A 19014-nucleotide genomic window follows, 5' to 3' on the forward strand; every position below is an offset into this window, starting at 1 on the left:
TTTTTAGGTCATAAAAAAAACCGTAAGAAAACTTACGGAGTTTAAAATGATACTGTCTTTTTCCCTTCCGGATCGAAGTCCAGATCACATTTTTTCAGTTATTGTTCATATCAAATCATCATTTCCCGAGTTTTTTTAAAATTGATTTTGCCCAGGTACTATACATTGGATTCCTTACATCATCTTTCCAGTTAGAGCCATTGCAAAGAATAACTAAACCGCTTTTAGTGGGCATATGCAAAAACATAGAAGCACACCAACCATCGTTTTCACCTGTATGCCCGACAGTTGGAAGATTGTCAAAATTGAAGAACCGGTATCCAAGGCCGCTTTCTCCTTCACTGGAACCGGGCTGGACAGGCTGCTCCATCAATCGTATCGTTTCAGGTTTTAAAACTTTATTTAGTTCTTTTGGATCAGCTGTGATGGATAATTCAGCAAAACGGGCAAAATCTAAAATTGTTGTCTGCAATCCTGCGGCAGCCTGTTCGGTAAATATCCTATTTTTTATAGGTTTACCTAATGTATCATACGCTGTGGCGGAATTTGCTTTCATTTCTTCTGTCCAATCGTAGTTACTGTGATTTAATCCCAGAGGCTTAAAAACATTCTTTCTCATGTATTCAGCAAAGTTTTCTTTGGTTCTTTCTTCAAGTAAGAGCTGTGCAAGCGTATAACCACCACCTGAATATTTCCATTTTGTTCCGGGCTCCATGATAACGCTTACGCTTTCTCTGTTTCTTTTTGTTTTTCCTGATAAAGACTCTTCCAGGGATAACAGTTTAGCCCCTTGTTCAGAGCCTCCATATCCATGTACAGAAAGTCCGGCTGTATGGCTTAGGATTCGCCTGAGGGTAACTTTTGATACATCAAATGAAGATTGAGGTAATTTCCAACGGCTTAAATATTGGTTAACAGGATCATCTAATTGGATCATTCTTTTTTCTGTCAGTTGCATAAAGCCCCATGCAGCGACTACCTTTGAAACAGAGCCTACATTAAAAATGGTCTGAGCGGTCACTGGCTTTTTGCTTGCTACATCAGCATATCCAATGCATTGCACCCATGCAATTTTTCCGTTTTTAATAACCGCAACAGCGACTCCGGGAACATTACTTTTTTGGGTATATTCCAAACCAAGTCTTTGAATTTCTGCATAGAGCGAATCTGTTTTCTCAGAAGCAACACCAGCACTAGACTCAGCCGCAATATCCTTTGCAGAGGTGCAGGAAAAAAGGATTCCAATACATATAATAGTGTATAAGAAATTAGATTTGATGTTTATCATTTAGGCTGTATTACTATTAAAATAATTTTCAATGTCTTTAAAATTTTCGCTGATATTCCAAATGTATGCAATGTACAAATTTCCATAATCAGTTGGTAATTAAAATCTTCACAAAACAAAACCCCGCAAGAATACTTACGGGGTTTGAAATTATATCATTTGAATCCGAAATTACATCGTCTCCATTTTGAAACTCATGCTTTCAATTACTTTCAGGATGGCTTCTACCGTATCCATGGATGTTAAACAAGGAACGCCGTTTTCCACACTCATTCTTCTGATCTGGAATCCGTCTCTTTCTACCTGTTTACCTTTGGTCATGGTATTCACTACATACTGTACTTTACCTTTCTGGATCAGATCGATAAGGTTCACATCATCTTCTCCTATTTTGTATCCGATTTTACAAGGAATTCCTTTTTCTTCGAAGAATTTAGCAGTTCCTTCTGTTGCCCAGATTCTGAAGCCAACTTCATGGAATCTTGTCGCCAGATCCGCAGCTTCCTGCTTGTGCTTATCTGCAACGGTAAACAAAATTGAACCGTGCATCGGAACTTTTCTTCCTGCTGCGATCAGTCCTTTGTAAAGAGCTTTCTCCAATGTGGTGTCTTTCCCCATTACTTCTCCTGTAGACTTCATTTCTGGTCCCAGGGAGATATCTACTTTTGTCAGCTTTGAGAAAGAGAACACAGGAACTTTTACAAAGACTCCTTCTTTATTCGGAACTAATCCATTTTTGTACCCCAAATCTTTCAGTTTCTGACCTAAAATAGCTTTTGTTGCCAGGTTAGCCATCGGTACTTCAGTAATTTTAGATAAGAAAGGAACTGTTCTTGATGAACGCGGATTCACTTCAATCACATATACATTTCCTTCGAAAAGAACATACTGGATATTCATTAAACCGATCACATTCAATCCTTTGGCCAGTCTCTGGGTATAATCTACCAGAGTATCAATTTCCTGCTGTGAAACATTCTGAGGCGGATACACTGCAATAGAATCTCCGGAGTGAACTCCCGCTCTTTCGATATGTTCCATAATCCCAGGGATAATTACCGTTTCACCGTCGCAAATGGCATCTACTTCCACTTCTTTTCCGGTAATGTAACGGTCTACCAAAACCGGGTGCTCCGGGCTGGCATCTACCGCAAATTCCATATAATGGGCCAATTCGCTTTCGGTGTAAACAATTTCCATTGCTCTACCTCCCAGAACATAACTTGGACGAACCAAAACCGGATACCCGATCTCACTGGCTATTTTAATGGCTTCTTCTTTTGATGTTGACGTTTTTCCTAAAGGCTGTGGAATTCCCATTTCCTGAAGGGCCTTTTCAAATTTATCTCTGTTTTCAGCTCGGTCTAAATCTTCCAGTGAAGTTCCCAGAATTTTCACGCCGTAACTTGCCAGTTTATCTGCTAAATTTATCGCTGTCTGACCTCCGAACTGAACCACCACTCCCATTGGTTTTTCAAGATCAATGATATTCATTACATCTTCTTCCGTTAAAGGTTCGAAGTATAATTTATCTGAAATCGAGAAGTCTGTAGAAACCGTTTCCGGGTTGTTGTTGATGATAATCGCTTCGTAACCCATCTCTTTGATCGCCCAAACCGAATGAACCGTTGCATAGTCGAACTCAACTCCCTGCCCGATTCTGATAGGTCCTGAACCCAGAACGACCACCTTTTGCTTATCCGTTACTATACTTTCATTTTCTTCTTCATAAGTTCCGTAGAAATAAGGGGTTTCACTTTCAAATTCTGCTGCACACGTGTCTACCATTTTGTAAACCGGTATCACCCCGTTTTCTTTTCTGAAATTATATACTTCTCTCTGGGAAGATCCCCATAAATGAGCGATATTCTGATCTGAGAAACCTAATTTTTTAGCCTGAACTAAAATTTCTTTGTCGAATTGATGAGCAGCTATTTCTTTTTCAAAATCAACAAGTTTCTTTAATTTCCAGATGAAGAATTTATCAATTTTACTCCATTCTACAATTTGTTCCCAATCGTAACCTCTTCTCAGAGCATCACAGATAATGAACAGTCTTTCATCGTCACAAACTCTGATTCTTCTTTCGATATCTTCGTCCGTTAAAGCGGCAGCCTGTTTTGTTTTTAATCCCAGGTGTCTTAAACCTGTTTCTAAAGAACGAACGGCTTTCTGTAATGATTCCTCGAAGTTTCTCCCGATGGCCATTACTTCTCCGGTTGCTTTCATCTGTGTAGACAGTCTTCTGTCCGCTGTTTCGAATTTATCGAAAGGGAATCTCGGGAATTTTGTCACCACATAGTCAAGGGCTGGTTCAAAACATGCATATGTTTTTCCTGTTACAGGATTCATGATCTCATCAAGAGTCAAACCAACTGCGATCTTTGCTGCAATTTTCGCGATCGGATATCCTGTCGCTTTACTTGCCAATGCTGATGAACGGGAAACCCTAGGGTTCACCTCGATGATATAGTAGTTGAATGAGTGTGGATCTAAAGCCAGCTGTACATTGCAACCTCCTTCAATTCCTAAGGCTCTGATGATCTTTAGGGAAGCATTTCTCAATAACTGATACTCTCTGTCGGAAAGTGTCTGAGAAGGCGCCACTACAATAGAGTCTCCCGTGTGAACTCCTACCGGATCTATATTTTCCATGTTACAAACCACAATCGCATTGTCGTTGGCATCACGCATTACTTCGTATTCAATTTCTTTGAAACCTGCAATTGATCTTTCAATAAGACATTGCGTCACCGGACTGTACTTTAATCCTAATTCAGCAATTTCTTTCAGCTCAGCTTCGGTAGAGGCAATACCGCCTCCTGTTCCTCCCATGGTAAAGGCAGGACGAACAATTACCGGATACCCGATCTCATCAGCGAAACGGATCGCTCCTTCTACTGTAGTTACAATGTCTGATTCCGGAACCGGTTCATTCAGTTCTCTCATCAGCTCACGGAAAAGATCTCTGTCTTCCGCTCTGTTGATGGCAGAAAGTGTAGTTCCTAATACTTCTACCTTACATTCCTCAAGAATTCCTGATTTTTCCAGTTCTACCGCCATATTCAGACCTGTCTGGCCTCCTAATGTAGGCAGCAAAGCGTCGGGACGTTCTTTTCTGATGATGTGGCTTACAAACTGAAGGGAAATCGGTTCAATATATACTTTATCTGCGATTTCCACATCCGTCATAATGGTTGCCGGGTTTGAGTTGATCAAAATCACCTTGTAGCCTTCTTCTCTCAAAGACAGGCAAGCCTGTGTTCCTGCGTAATCAAATTCAGCTGCCTGACCGATGATGATGGGTCCTGAACCGATTACTAAAATTGTTTTTATATCTGTACGTTTTGCCATTTTTCTTTTTGTTGTAGAGTCAAGATTCTAGAGCCAAGAGCCAAGATTCCGGACTTTTATTTTAAATTATTTTTAAACGAATAAATCATTCTCTGAATTTCAGAAACTTCACTTAGTAAAGCATTTATTTTTTCTTCCGGTAAGAGATTTAATTCCCTAACCAAGATTAGCTGTGTCTGCAGTTCAAAAGCTGAACCCAGAGCAACCGCCAGAAAATGATTAAACTCTTTACTTCCATTTCTACCAGAACCTTCCGCAATATTAGAAGGAATAGAAACTGCTGATCTTTTAATTTGAGAAATCAAACCATACTTTTCATCGTTACTAATTTCCTGACAGATAATGTAAACATTTTTTGCCAGTACGATAGATTTCTGCCAGAAAAGTAATTTCTCAAAATTGTGCATGATAAAGTCTGTTATCTGATGTCTAATATCTGAAGTCTTTATTACTTCTTAAATCCCTCCATTAAATCAATGAACTCATCAAACAAATAATTCGCATCTTCTGGGCCCGGGCTTGCTTCCGGATGGTACTGAACAGAGAAGCAAGGATGGATCTTGTGTTTCAGACCTTCGTTGGTTCTGTCATTCAATGCAATGTGGGTTTCAACAAGGTCTGTTCCTTTAAGACTTTCCTGATCTACAGCATAGCCATGGTTTTGAGAAGTGATGGATACTTTGTTTTTTTCCAGATCCAGTACAGGATGATTTCCTCCTCTGTGTCCGAACTTCAGTTTAAAAGTTTTTGCACCGCAAGCCAAACCGATCAGCTGATGTCCTAAACAGATTCCGAAGATGGGAACTTTTCCTAATAATCCGCGGATCATTTCTAGTGCCTTCGGGTTGTCTTCAGGATCACCGGGACCGTTTGAAAGCATAATTCCGTCCGGATCCATCAATAGGATCTCTTCTGCTGTTGTGTCGTGGGAAACTACAGTGATGTCACAGTTTCTTTGAGACAGCTCTCTGATAATTCCTAACTTGGAACCAAAATCCACCAACACTACTTTAAATCCTCTTCCCGGATTGGCGTAAGCTGTTTTTGTAGAAACAGTTTCCACCTGATTAGTTGGGAAAGTTGTAGATTTTAATTCTGCAACAACTTCATTTTCATCAGCTTCAACGTTTACAATTTTGCCTTTCACAACACCTGAATTACGAAGAATTCTGGTGAGTTTTCTGGTGTCAATTCCTGAAATTCCTGAAAGGTTTTTCTTTTTAAATAATTCATCTAAAGTGATCTGAGTACGGAAGTTGGAAGGTAGATCGCAAAGCTCTTTTACGATAAGTCCTTTAATAGCCGGCTCGATACTTTCATAATCATCACGGTTAATACCATAATTTCCGATAAGCGGATAGGTCATGCAAACAATCTGACCGCAGTATGACGGATCGGAGATTAACTCCTGATAACCTGTCATTCCGGTATTGAAAACTACTTCTCCGGCAGTTTCCAATTCTGCTCCGAAACCTTCTCCATGAAATACTTCACCGGACTCCAGTATTAATTTTTTCTTCATTTTATTTATCTCTTTATTCTATTTTTATTCTGTCTAATTTATTTTGTACAATATATAATATCAGTTGTATAGTGTATGTCCACTTTGTACATTATACTTTTTACAATTATTTAAAGGTATACCCTTCTTTTTCCAGGGTTTCTTTCAAAATTGCCATTCTTGCGAATACGCCGTTCTGCATCTGTTTAAAAATTCTTGAACGTTCACATTCTACAAGGTCTGTATCAATCTCAACACCTCTATTGATGGGTGCGGGATGCATAATGATTGCGCCCTCTTTCATTGCTTTTTCTCTTTCTTTCGTTAAACCATATTTCCTGTGGTATTCGGAAGCGGAATAACTCATTTTTGCATCGTGTCTCTCATGCTGAATTCTTAATAACATGAGTACATCTACCTCAGAAATTAGCTGATCTACAGGCAAGTAAGTTCCGTTAATTAAAGCACCTTCATCAAACCAGTCCTCCGGTCCGGAGAAATATACTTTAGCCCCTAATTTTCTTAATGCTTGTGCATTGGAGTTGGCTACCCTGCTGTGCTTTACATCTCCAACAATTCCTATTTTCAGCCCTTCGAATTTTCCGAATTCCTGAAAGATCGTCATCAGATCCAGCATGCACTGGGATGGATGGTTTCCTGTTCCGTCTCCTCCGTTGATCACCGGAATATTAATGTTATTTAACTCTTCAAAATACCTGTCTTTTTTATCTCTGATTACTACCAGATTTACACCCAGGCTTTCAATCGTCTTAACAGTATCATAAAGACTCTCCCCTTTGTTTACAGAACTGTGGGAGGCATCAAAAGGCACTACCTGCAGGCCCAGCTTTCTTTCTGCAATATCAAAGCTTGTCTTTGTTCTTGTACTGTCTTCAAAGAAAAGATTTGAGCAGAAAATTTCTCCTTCAATTTTTGCAGTTTTCCCGTTGGCAAAAGCCAGTGCTTCTGTCAGTATACTGTTGATTCTCTCGGTGCTTAGTTCTGTAATCGTAAACATAATTCTTAATTTTTGAGCATAAAAAAAGCGAAGACAACATCTTCGCTAATAATAATAAATATCGTAAAGGGCGCTTTCGCCCGGTAAATCTAATGATATAAATACTCTTTTATTCATTAGGTGCAAAGATACAAAAATTTCACGAACCTACAAAACCAAAGTTTAAAATAAATTAAAACCTCTTAATCATTCCTTATTTTCATTTATAATTGATAATTTTGTTAAAACTCAAACCTGTTCTATGGATTTAAAAGACAAAATGATTCTCAGTATTATTCAGGAAGACTCTACTTTATCTGTGAAAGAAATTTCAGAAAGGATCGGTCTTACGTTTACTCCAACTTATGAACGTATCAAACAATTAGAGAAGCAGGGTATTATTGAGAAATATGTTGGTCTTTTGAACCGTGAAAAACTGGGTCTGAACATTGTCGTCTACTGTAATGTCCGTCTTAAAGAGCAATCTCAGAAAGTACTGGAAACTTTTGAAAAAAACATTATGAAACATGATGAAGTCCAGGAAATCATCAGTCTTTCCGGTGAATACGACTACATGCTGAAGATTATTGCAAAGGACATTAATTCTTATAATGATTTCGCTGTTAATGTGATCTCAAATATTCCAAATATTGGCCAGTACCACAGTTCTATTGTCCTTCACGAGGTGAAAAAATCCACTAAGTTTAAAATTGATCTGGACTAATTCTTTGCCAGATCAATATACCTTATATTAAAGATGCTTCGACTCCGCTCAGCATGACATCGCTACAAAATGACGTTTAGTATTAGATTGGTCATGCTGAGCGGAGCCGAAGCATCTGATCAAAATTTTAATCAACTTTAAAAATCCAAGTGATTAAAAATTATTAACCCAATAATTTATTCTTCAGTTTGTTGAACTGATATTCTATTTTATCCAGACAAAGATTTCCTATGCTTCCCTGATGGGTATGATTTAGATTTCCAACTTCAAACTCAAATTCATTATTTTCAATCTCCTGCCCTACTTTTACATAAGCATCACGGAATGAGCTTCCTTTTTTCACCTCTTCATTAATCTTCTCGACACTGAAAAGGTATTTGTACTTCTCATCTTCCAAAATTCCATCTTTAACCTGAATATTCGGAAGGGTGTAACTTAAGATTTCCAGACATTCTTTCAATGAATCGATAGCCGGGAAAAGAATTTCTTTTGTCAGCTGTACATCTCTGTGATAACCTGACGGTAAATTATTTGTCAGTAAGATCAATTCATTCGGCAAAGATTGAATTCTGTTGCATCGCGCACGAACCAACTCAAAAATATCCGGATTCTTTTTGTGCGGCATAATGCTGCTTCCTGTTGTAAATTCTTTGGGAAAGCTTATAAAATCGAAGTTTTGACTTAAATATAAGCATACATCATAAGCAAACTTCCCAAGCGTTCCTGCTAAAGTAGCCATTGCCATAGACAGCATTTTTTCGGATTTCCCGCGGGTCATCTGCGCGTATATAGAATTATAGTTCATAGACTGAAAACCTAAGTTGTAAGTCGTACTTTCACGATCAATCGGGAAAGAGGAACCGTATCCTGCTGCTGAACCCAGAGGATTTTTATTAATAATATTCTTCACCGAAAACAACAGTTCAACATCATCCAGCAATGCTTCGGCATACGCTCCAAACCATAATCCAAACGAAGACGGCATTGCAATCTGAAGGTGGGTATAGCCTGGAAGCAATTTATTTTTGTGTTGATCGGCCAGCTTGATTAAAATCTGGAAAAACTCATCAGTCAAAGATGTTATTTCGCGGATCTCATCCAGCAGATAAAGTTTGATATCTAATAAAACCTGATCATTTCTGGATCTTGCCGTATGGATTTTTTTTCCGGTATCACCTAATTTTTCAATTAATATCGCTTCAACCTGAGAATGGATATCTTCTGCTTCTTTATCGATCTCAAAGTTTCCGTTCTCGATATCTTTTAAAATATCTGCCAAAACAGAAAGCATCTGTTCTGATTCTTCACCGGAGATAATTCCGGTTTCTGCCAACATCTGGCAATGTGCCATGGAACCTTTAACATCATATTTTGCTAAACGTTCGTCAAAGTCAAGATCTTTCCCGACTGTAAATTTGTTGACTAATATATTGGTGGCCAGGTCATCCTTCTGCCATATTTTTTTCATAATATTCTTTTTACAATATTCAATTCGTTTCAACCTGCCCAGCAGAGCATCCTTATTATTAAACTATAAAAAAACATCTCCACATTCAAAAGCCTTCGTCTTTAATTTTCTTTTTTGCATAAATCTTTATTAAAAACTTGACTTTTTTGCCTGCTGAGCCTGGTTAAAACATTTATTTTTTTTAGATATTAGAAGTTAGAAATTAGATATCAGTACTAAGGTGTATGTATAATTTTCCGGAATCTAACTTCTAATTTCTAACCTCTAACTTTTCTTTTTATAAAACTTTTTCTAAGATCCTTATATAGATCTCGATTCCTTCTTCAATCTCTTTTATATAGATATATTCATCTGCCGTGTGGGAGCGCCTGCTGTCACCAGGGCCAATTTTCACGGACGTACATGGAATGATGGCCTGGTCAGATGATGTTGGTGAACCGTATGTTGTCCTTCCAATTTCCAGACCTGCCTGAACAAAAGGGTGATCCATCTCAATTTTTGAGGAATTTAACCTTAAAGACCTGGCCTTTAATGATGATTTCATCTGTGACTGAATGATCTCAAAAGCTTCATTATTGGAATATTCATCGGTAACCCTTACATCCAAAGTAAAAGTGCAGGCTTCCGGAACTACATTATGCTGAACACCAGCGTGAATGCCTGACAATGTAACCTTAACTTCCCCTAAATAATCGGAAATCTTCGGAAATCTGAAGTTCAGAATATTGTGAAGATCCTCCATACATTTTACAATGGAGTTATCATCATTCGGATGAGCAGCATGAGAAGGAGTTCCTTTCATTTCCCCATCTATCACCAGCAACCCTTTTTCCGCGATCGCCAAATTCATCTGCGTGGGTTCTCCTACAATGGCAAATTCGATGTTCGGAAGCTGTGGAAATAAGGCCTCAATTCCATCAAATCCTGAAATCTCCTCCTCAGCTGTCAAAGCAATCACTAAATTATATTTTAAATCTTCTTTCTCATAAAAATATAAAAAGACCTGAGCCATGGAAACCAGAGAAGCTCCGGCATCATTACTTCCCAAACCGTACAGTTTTCGGTCCTGCTCAACCGGAAGAAACGGATCTATCGTGTAGGCTTTATTGGGCTTTACCGTATCATGGTGGGTATTCAGCAAAACAGATGGCTTGGATGCATCAAAGTTTTTATTAACTGCCCAGATGTTGTTTTTAAAACGTTTTGCAGGAATATGATGTTTCTTAAAAAAGTTTTCAATTTCCACAGACGTATTATATTCATCTTTGCTGAATGACGGAATTGCAATCAGTTTTTTAAGCAATTCAACTGCTTGAGTCAGTAGCTCTTCTTTACTATAAACAGATTTCAGTTCCTCCATGATGGTCTTGTATATGGTTTTTTAATTGGGTTTCTTTAATTAAGAACACCTTGTTTACCTTATTTTTTACAGCTCCAAGAGCATTTTCAAGTTTGGGTAAAATTCCTTTATGAAGTTTTCCCGCTTCTTTTAAAGCAGAAAATTCTTCTGCAGATACCCTTTTTATAACGGATCCGGGATCTTCAACATTTTCCAAAACTCCTTCTTTATCAAAACAATATAATAATTCCACATCATATTTTGAAGATAAAGCCTGGGCAATGACCGAAGCAATCGTATCTGCATTGGTATTAAAAAGATTTCCTTTTTTATCATGGGTAATCGCTGAAAAAACAGGGACAAGTTTTAGTTTAATTAATTTTGAGATCAATTTCCTGTTCACACTTTTCTTCTCAATATCGCCTACAAATCCGAAATCTATCTCTGCATGTTCTCTTTTTTTGGCTTTAATCAAATTCGCATCAGCTCCGGAAAAACCTATTGCCCTGCATTTTTTCTGCTGAAGTTTTGCCACAATATTTTTATTGATTCCTCCTGCATACACCATCGCCACAATATCCAGCGTATCTTTATCCGTAATTCTTCGTCCGTTGATCATTTTTTGTTCAACGCCTAATTTATCAGCCAGGGTAGTTGCTAATTTTCCGCCTCCATGAACCAAAATTTTCTTTTCCTTAATTTCAGAAAACTGCTCTAAAAATTGGTCAAGCAACTCTGGATCGTCGATCAAAGCACCACCTATTTTTATGATGTATAATTTTTCTTTCATTGTTTGAAATTCTTGCTCTTTTTCTGATCATTGTCAAGGTTTAGAACCTTGACAAGGATTGATTTCCATTATTTAGAATTCAATTCATCCAAAATTTCTGAAAAAACCGCTTGCGCAGAGAAAATTCTGTTTTTGGCCTGCTGATAGATAATGGAGTTTTCTCCGTCCATTGCTTCATCACTTAGTTCTACATTACGACGGACAGGGAGACAATGCATTACTTTTGCATGATTCGTATTTTCCAGCTTTTCTCCGGTCAGCATCCAGCTGTCTTTAACTTCCGGCATAGCTGCATAGTCATCGAAAGAAGACCAGTTTTTGACATAGATAAAATCTGCATCTTTTAAAGCTTCATCCTGGCTATGGATCACTTTAATATCTTTTGTAAATTTCTTATCGAGATCATACCCTTCGGGATTAGCGATCACAAAATCAACATCCATTTCCTGCATCCATTCTGCAAAAGAGTTTCCAACAGCCTGGGCAATGGGTTTGATGTGCGGTGCCCATGTCAAAACCACTTTCGGTTTACGGTCTTCCTTCCAGTTTTCTGTGATGGTAATACAGTCTGCCAGACTTTGAAGCGGGTGTCGCGTTGCCGATTCCAGAGAAATCACAGGCACTTTAGCGTGCTGCTCAAACTGACTCAGGATACTTTCATTAACATCATCTTCCTTAGACTTCATTCCCGCAAAACAACGTACTGCAATGATATCACAATATTGGTTTAATACTTCTATTGCATCTTTGATATGTTCAACGGTGTCACCGTTCATTACGGCTCCGTCTGCAAACTCCAGATTCCAGGCTTCCTGAGCTGCATTTAAAGTCAGGACATTCAAACCTAAATTTTGAGCGGCAATCTGGCTGCTTAAACGTGTTCTTAAACTCGAATTCAAAAATACCAGGCCTATTGTTTTTCCCTTTCCTTTTTCCGGTTCGGAATTGGGGTTTTCTTTAATTTGTAAAGCTTTTTTTATGATTTCCTGTAAGTTTTCTACATCGCTTACAGAGGTGAATTTTTTCATTTGATGATTTTTTAATTAATTGTGATAATCTTAACCCCATTTGTGGTTTAAACCTTATCTAAAACTACTTTTAAAGCACCGACAAAAATATCTGTTTCCTCTTTGCCGATATTGAGAGCCGGAAGGATCCTTAAGACACTTTTGTCATTGGAATTTCCTGTAAAAATGTGATGATCGTACAATAGACTTTTTCTCACCTCGGAACAGTCCTGATCCAACTCTACTCCAATCATTAAACCTTTCCTTCGGATGGATTTAATATGGGGAAGGCCTTTAATTTCGTTTTCAATATAATCACCCATTTGCTGAGCATTGACCATAAGATCTTCCTCCTTCATCACATCCAGAACTGCAATTGCAGCAGCACAGGCTAAGTGATTCCCTCCGAAAGTGGTTCCCAATAAACCGTTACTTGCCTGAAATTTTGGGTGAATCAAAACACCGCCGATCGGGAAACCATTTCCCATTCCTTTTGCTGTCGTGATCATATCCGGTTCGATCCCAAATTCCTGATGGGCAAAGAAATATCCGCTTCTTCCGTACCCTGACTGAACTTCATCAAGAATCAAAGCTGCATCATATTTTTCGCACAATTCTTTAATTTTGGATAAGAATTCTGCTGTTGGGATCATAATTCCACCTACGCCCTGAATTCCTTCAATAATGACGGATGAAATTTCACTTCCCTGAGTTTCAAAGATCTCTTCAAGCTGTTCGATATCATTCCATTCAGATTTGATAAATCTTTCAGAAAAATTAACCGGAGCAACAATTTTTGGATTATCTGTCACAGAAACCGCCGCAGAAGTTCTTCCATGGAAGGATCCTGAGAAATAAAGCACTTTACTTTTCCCGTTATGGAAAGATGCCAGTTTTAATGCATTTTCATTAGCTTCAGCTCCTGAATTACACAGAAAAAGATTGTAATCTTCATAGCCTGAAAGCTTGCCCAATTTATCAGCCAGTTCAGTCTGTAGTTCATTCTGAACCGAATTTGAATAGAAAGATATTTTCTCCAGCTGCTCTTTCAATTGAGTTTGATAATGCGGATGATTGTGTCCGATGGAAATCACTGCGTGACCGCCATAAAAATCGAGATATTTTTCTCCTTTATCATCCCAAAGGAAAGATCCCTGGGCTTTTACAGGGTTTATGTTGAATAATGGATATACGTTGAATAAATTCATTTTTTTTGTTTTAATTAATTTCTTTTGTCTTGAAACAAAAGAAACAAAAGTTCAAGACCTGGAAACTTCCGCTAAAAATTATTTCTATTCTCTAAAAATTCTAAAACTTGCGCGAATTCAGCATTTGTTTTTCGGTTCAACATTTTTGTCGCGCTTCAAACAGTAGAATTTTCTTAACGTTCACAGAAAAAATTTTCTTAACGCTCCATTTTCCTAAGTCGAATATTTCGGTTTTTCAATTCACAATTGACTTATTGACCATTCACTTTTTTAAAATGCTATCGGCTTTAAGTTCAACCCCAGGTTTTCTTCCCAACCCATCGCAATATTCATATTTTGTACGGCCTGTCCGGAGGCACCTTTTAACAAATTGTCAATCGCTGAGTGAATGACTGCTACATTTCCACTCTTTTCTATATGAATCACACAGCGATTGGTGTTGACAACCTGCTTTAAATCAATTGCATTTTCACTTGCCTTCACAAAAGGCTCCTCTTCATAAAAATCCTGATACAACTGAATGATATCTGAAAGTACTAATTCTGTTTTCACTGTAGAGCTTGTAAAAATTCCTCTTGCAAAATCTCCTCTCCATGGAACAAAATTCAGACTTACAGCTTTATGGTTGAATGAAACCAACTGCTTTAAAACCTCATCCACATGCTGATGCGTCAATGTTTTGTATGCCGAAATATTATCGTTCCTCCACGTAAAATGAGTCGTTGCCTGTAAAGATTGTCCCGCACCTGTTGAACCTGTAATTCCTGTTGTATAAACCTCATCCAGCAAACCTTTTTCTGCTAGTGGAAGAAGAGCCAATTGAATAGCTGTTGCAAAACATCCGGGATTGGCAATACTTTTTGCTCCTTCCAGATTTTTTTTATTGATTTCAGGAAGTCCGTAGATAAAATTTCTGTTTCCAAAGCTTCCATCCAGACGGAAATCGTTCCCTAAATCAATGACTAAAGTTTCATCTTTAACAGGATTCTGGCTCAACCAGTTCTGACTTTCCTTATGAGGGAGGCATAGGAATAAAATATCCACATCTTGCGGCCTGTCCGTTAAAACCTGCTCACAAACTGCCGCTAAATCCGGGTACAAATCTGAAATCTTTGTTCCCGAATTGGAACGGCTATATAAAAAACTCAATGTCACATTGGGATGAAACGCCAGCACACGGACCAATTCACTTCCTGTGTAGCCGTTGGCGCCTACAATTCCTACTTTTTTCATATGATCTTTTTGATCGACAGGAGTTCATCCTATCATTGGTTAAATCCCTCTTTTAAAACTCTTTATTTTGAATTGATCTGGTGGTATATGTTTAAAGAATTGCTTACAATTTTTGTATATCCTTTTACATCTTCTCCCGTCCAGGCTCTGTTGGCTTCACCATAGCTTCCGAATTTATCAGACATTAAATCATGTTTAGATTCAATTCCGTTTAAAACAAACCTGTATGGATAAAGGGTTACAAATACTTTTCCGCTGACCGTTTCCTGAGAATCCGTTAGGAAAGATTCAATATTTCTCATCACAGGATCCAGGAATAATGCTTCGTGAAGCCAGTTTCCATACCAGTCGGAAAGCTGGGACTTCATCATCTGCTGGTATTTTGAAAGCGTATGTTTTTCCAATAAATGATGCGCTTTGATGATCACTGATGCCGCTGCTGCCTCAAATCCTACTCTTCCTTTGATTCCAACAATAGTATCTCCAACATGAATATCACGACCGATTCCATAAGCGGAAGCCAGTTCTTCAATTTTTTGAATTGCTTTCACGGAATGTTCAAAATGTTCTCCGTTTACCGCTACAACCTCACCGTTTTTAAATTCAATTTCCAGTTCTGACGGCTGAGTTTCTTTAATTTGCGATGGAAAAGCTTCTTCCGGAAGAGAATTTCTCGATGTTAACGTTTCTTTTCCTCCAACTGATGTTCCCCACAATCCTTTATTCACAGAATACTGTGCTTTATGGAATTCCATTTCATACCCATAATTTTTCAGGAATTCAATTTCTTCTTCGCGGGACAGGCTCATATCCCGGATCGGTGTAATGATTTCCTTTTCAGGGCACATCACCTGGAAAATCAGATCAAAACGAACCTGATCATTTCCAGCTCCGGTACTCCCATGAGCAATGGCGTCTGCACCGGTTTCAATAGCATATTTTGCAATTTCCTGTGCCTGAACCGTACGTTCAGCGCTTACAGATAATGGATAAGTGTTATTTTTCAGCACATTTCCGAAGATCAGATATTTTACGCAAGAATTATAATAATCTTCCTGAGCGTCAACGCACCTGTATTCTTTCACCCCCAGATTGAAGGCTTTTTTCTCCAGTTCTTTTTCTTCTTCTTTAGAAAAACCTCCGGTATTTACAGTCACTGCATACACTTCATATCCCAGTGTTTCACTAAGATATTTTGCACAGTAAGAGGTATCCAAACCTCCGCTAAACGCTAAGACGACTTTCTTTTTCTCCATTGTACTCATCAATTTCGGACTGCTGAATTTCAGTCCCGTTTACTTTATTATTATTTTCAGGAACGAAAAGCATCGCTGTACACAGACAGTTTTTACGTTCCTTTTTCATTAAAATTTCATAGTTCACACAGTTCTTGCAACCGTTCCAGAATTCTTCATCCTGAGTGAGCTCAGAATAAATTACTGGCTTATAACCAAGATCGCTATTGATCTTCATGACCGCAAGTCCTGTGGTCAACCCAAATACTTTTGCATTGGGATATTTTTCTCTAGATAACTGGAAAACTTTATTCTTGATCAAAGTGGCGACTCCCCTGTTCCTGTAGTTCGGAGATACAATAAGTCCTGAGTTTGCTACAAACTGACCGTGCGACCAGGTCTCAATGTAACAGAACCCCACCCATTTGCCGTTTTCAGTAGCAACCACAGCATTGCCTTCTGAAATCTTTTTCGTTAAATATTCGATGGAACGTTTTGCGATGCCCGTTCCTCTACGCTGTGCAGAATCATACATTTCCTGCTGTATTTCACTCACATACATTAGATGTTCGCATGAGGAAATTTCTATTTCCATTTATTTATCTGAATTTTTTGGCAAATTTAAAGCATAATAACTTTAAAAACCAAATTAAAAAGATATTTTTTTTGTTTTAATAGAATATACAGGTAATTTTATCTTTATTGGAAATTATAATATTGCTAAATTATTATATATTTGCTAAAAACATATAGCTATGGAAAATAAATGTCCTAAATGCAGTGGAAGCACAATTGTAAAAAGCGGAATCATCAACGAGAAACAACGTTTTCTCTGTAAAGACTGCAAATATTACTTTACGGTCAAAAAAATAGGGAAACAGATCGATGACTATTACGTAACCAAGGCTTTACAACTTTATCTTGAAGGATTAAGTTTCCGTGAAATAGAAAGGATTATCGGGGTTTCCCACGTTACGATCAGCTCCTGGATCAAAAAATACAATATCACAAGACCACCCCATTCTGAATTCCATCCCGTTTATAAAATATTAAAACAAAATGAATTGATAGAATATATTGCCAAGGAAGACAACATCAAAAACTCCGGGCTTATCATTACTCAGTTTGCAGATAAGTACATGCTGATTAAATGGGAGAGGTTTAAGAAGTAGAGAAGATTCAAGATTCAAGATTCAAGAGCCAAGAATCAAGATGCAAGACATCAGCTTCGGGAGCTTCAGCCACCAGATATACACTCTCACTAATCATCATTTAACTAAAAACCCTCTTCAGACTCATTTATCCCCAACACTCGAACTCTCCAACCCCGTAACTCGTAACTCACATCTAAAAACCAGATCATTACAGAAAAACTATACTATTACCAATAATATATATTAAATTTTTGTAAATAAATTATTAATTACAATTTGGCTTTCACAAAAAACAACGCCAAAAATTGATAATTTATGAAGAAATTACTTTCATTTATTGGATTAGCCTTAATAAGCAGTTCTTTATATTCACAGGGTTCTCCTGATTACGGAGGCGGATTAAAATTAAACCTCAATCCGGAAGGAGATAAGTACATCCGATTTATTTTATGGGACCAGTTCTGGCTCAGAAATACTCAAATGAACCCCGGAAGTATGGTAGCAGGAGAAGCCACCGACAACTCTTGGAGCCTAGGAAACAGAAGATTACGTGCATTAGTATACGCACAAATCTCCAAAAGATATATGATCCTGGCCCATTTCGGGATCAATAACCAAACCTTCATCAACGGAGGAGCTACAGGCACCACTGGAACAGGAGGTTATGGAAATGGAAAGAAACCACAGCTGTTTTTTCATGATGCATGGAATGAATATGCAGTTATTTTACCTGGAGAAGCCGGAAAATTCAGTTTATCTTTAGGAGCTGGGCTTCATTACTATATGGGACTTTCCCGCATGACCATGGCTTCAACTCTGAATTTTCTTACTGTAGACTCTCCTATTTTCTCATGGCCGTTGATTGATAACTCTGATCAATTTGCAAGACAGCTCGGAATGTTCGCTAAAGGAAAATATGGTAAACTGGAATACCGCTTCAGCTTAAACAAACCTTTTGCAACAGATCTGGTTCCTGTAAATGTTACAGATCCTTCAAGAGCTGCAGCCGTTGACAATAATGGAAATCCTAGCTTTTCAAAAGCAGGTTATGTTGAATACCAATTTCTGGATGAAGAATCCAATACGCTTCCCTTCAAAGTAGGCTCCTATTTGGGGACAAAAAAAGTATTCAATATAGGCGCAGGTTTTTATCATCAGGCTGACGGGACCAGGACTTCTATCAATTCCAATATTGAAAAACATGATATCACGCTTGTAGCAGTGGATGCATTTGCAGACATTCCTTTAGGAAATGCGAAACACAAAATGGCAGTTTCTGCCTATGCCGGATATTATAACTACAATTTCGGTCCTAACTACATAAGAAATCTGGGAACCATGAATATTGCCGCCAATGATCCTAATTTTGCAGGAAACAGAGCTATTGCAGGGCCTGGAAATTTACAACCTATGATCGGAACGGGAAATGTAGTGTATGCTCAGGCAGGCTTACTTCTACCCAACCAAACAGAAAAACCAAAGATCAGAATACAGCCTTTCGCAGCGTATACACACAAAAACTTTGAAGCATTCGATAAATCATCTTCGCAGTTTGATGTGGGTGCCAACTGGTTCATAGACGGACATCACGCAAAAATCACTACGCAATATTCCACAAGACCGGTCTACACCAGTCCTACGGAAAGCCCTTCCTCAAAAGGCGAATTCATTGTACAGTTTCAAATTTATCTTTAAACACAGGATGAACTCAATATC

Annotated in this window: 16 protein-coding genes; 3 read left to right on the forward strand and 13 right to left on the reverse strand. The window is 38.1% G+C overall.

Going from position 1 to position 19014, the window contains the following annotated elements:
- Window positions 1–118: 118 nt before the first annotated feature.
- From V6R96_RS18640 to V6R96_RS18660, 5 genes are all read right to left on the reverse strand, one after another.
- Entirely contained in the window at window positions 119–1288 is a 1170-nt protein-coding gene (locus V6R96_RS18640) for a serine hydrolase domain-containing protein (protein ID WP_336379961.1), read from the reverse strand.
- Window positions 1289–1459: 171 nt separating this feature from the next.
- The gene (gene carB, locus V6R96_RS18645; protein ID WP_111957546.1) at window positions 1460–4642 is read right to left on the reverse strand and encodes a carbamoyl-phosphate synthase large subunit; all 3183 of its coding nucleotides are present in this window, start codon (window positions 4640–4642) and stop codon (window positions 1460–1462) included.
- Window positions 4643–4698: 56 nt separating this feature from the next.
- Window positions 4699–5049, reverse strand: a complete 351-nt coding sequence (locus V6R96_RS18650) for a four helix bundle protein (protein WP_111957548.1) — start codon at window positions 5047–5049, stop codon at window positions 4699–4701.
- A 41-nt stretch (window positions 5050–5090) separates the two neighbouring features.
- Window positions 5091–6164, reverse strand: coding sequence for a carbamoyl phosphate synthase small subunit (locus V6R96_RS18655; RefSeq protein WP_111957550.1), 1074 nt, complete (start codon window positions 6162–6164; stop codon window positions 5091–5093).
- A gap of 106 nt (window positions 6165–6270) precedes the next feature.
- Window positions 6271–7161, reverse strand: a complete 891-nt coding sequence (locus V6R96_RS18660; RefSeq protein WP_336379960.1) for an aspartate carbamoyltransferase catalytic subunit — start codon at window positions 7159–7161, stop codon at window positions 6271–6273.
- Between the two features lie 241 nt (window positions 7162–7402).
- Between V6R96_RS18660 and V6R96_RS18665 the strand changes: the two genes are divergently transcribed.
- A complete protein-coding gene (locus tag V6R96_RS18665) occupies window positions 7403–7864 on the forward strand; it encodes an Lrp/AsnC family transcriptional regulator (protein ID WP_111957554.1) in 462 nt (153 codons plus the stop codon).
- 163 nt (window positions 7865–8027) lie between these two features.
- On the opposite strand, the gene argH is transcribed toward V6R96_RS18665, so the two are convergent.
- The 8 genes from argH to V6R96_RS18705 all read right to left on the reverse strand — a co-directional run bounded on the left by argH (window position 8028) and on the right by V6R96_RS18705 (window position 16739).
- Entirely contained in the window at window positions 8028–9332 is a 1305-nt protein-coding gene (gene argH / locus V6R96_RS18670) for an argininosuccinate lyase (protein WP_336379959.1), read from the reverse strand.
- 277 nt (window positions 9333–9609) lie between these two features.
- Window positions 9610–10692, reverse strand: a complete 1083-nt coding sequence (locus V6R96_RS18675) for a M20 family metallo-hydrolase (RefSeq protein WP_336379958.1) — start codon at window positions 10690–10692, stop codon at window positions 9610–9612.
- Window positions 10667–11461 (reverse strand): acetylglutamate kinase, encoded by a 795-nt coding sequence (argB, locus tag V6R96_RS18680; protein ID WP_336379957.1) that lies wholly within the window; start codon window positions 11459–11461, stop codon window positions 10667–10669. Before argB ends, V6R96_RS18675 begins: the two co-directional genes overlap by 26 nt.
- A gap of 68 nt (window positions 11462–11529) precedes the next feature.
- A complete protein-coding gene (locus V6R96_RS18685; protein ID WP_336379956.1) occupies window positions 11530–12489 on the reverse strand; it encodes an acetylornithine carbamoyltransferase in 960 nt (319 codons plus the stop codon).
- Between the two features lie 47 nt (window positions 12490–12536).
- A complete protein-coding gene (locus V6R96_RS18690) occupies window positions 12537–13676 on the reverse strand; it encodes an aminotransferase class III-fold pyridoxal phosphate-dependent enzyme (RefSeq protein WP_336379955.1) in 1140 nt (379 codons plus the stop codon).
- A gap of 270 nt (window positions 13677–13946) precedes the next feature.
- Window positions 13947–14909, reverse strand: coding sequence for an N-acetyl-gamma-glutamyl-phosphate reductase (gene argC, locus V6R96_RS18695; RefSeq protein WP_336379954.1), 963 nt, complete (start codon window positions 14907–14909; stop codon window positions 13947–13949).
- A 62-nt stretch (window positions 14910–14971) separates the two neighbouring features.
- Window positions 14972–16165, reverse strand: coding sequence for an argininosuccinate synthase (argG, locus tag V6R96_RS18700; protein WP_336379953.1), 1194 nt, complete (start codon window positions 16163–16165; stop codon window positions 14972–14974).
- Window positions 16134–16739 (reverse strand): GNAT family N-acetyltransferase, encoded by a 606-nt coding sequence (locus V6R96_RS18705; protein WP_223558826.1) that lies wholly within the window; start codon window positions 16737–16739, stop codon window positions 16134–16136. Before V6R96_RS18705 ends, argG begins: the two co-directional genes overlap by 32 nt.
- 160 nt (window positions 16740–16899) lie before the next feature.
- Between V6R96_RS18705 and V6R96_RS18710 the strand changes: the two genes are divergently transcribed.
- Both V6R96_RS18710 and V6R96_RS18715 read left to right on the forward strand, forming a co-directional pair.
- Window positions 16900–17316, forward strand: coding sequence for a terminase gpP N-terminus-related DNA-binding protein (locus V6R96_RS18710; protein ID WP_111957574.1), 417 nt, complete (start codon window positions 16900–16902; stop codon window positions 17314–17316).
- A gap of 297 nt (window positions 17317–17613) precedes the next feature.
- Complete coding sequence (locus V6R96_RS18715) at window positions 17614–18993, forward strand: porin (protein ID WP_111957576.1); 1380 nt, start codon at window positions 17614–17616, stop codon at window positions 18991–18993.
- Window positions 18994–19014 lie beyond the last annotated feature (21 nt).

It is taken from the genome of Chryseobacterium sp. CCNWLW53, from assembly GCF_037083525.1.
Classification (GTDB): Bacteria; Bacteroidota; Bacteroidia; order Flavobacteriales; family Weeksellaceae; genus Chryseobacterium; species Chryseobacterium lathyri.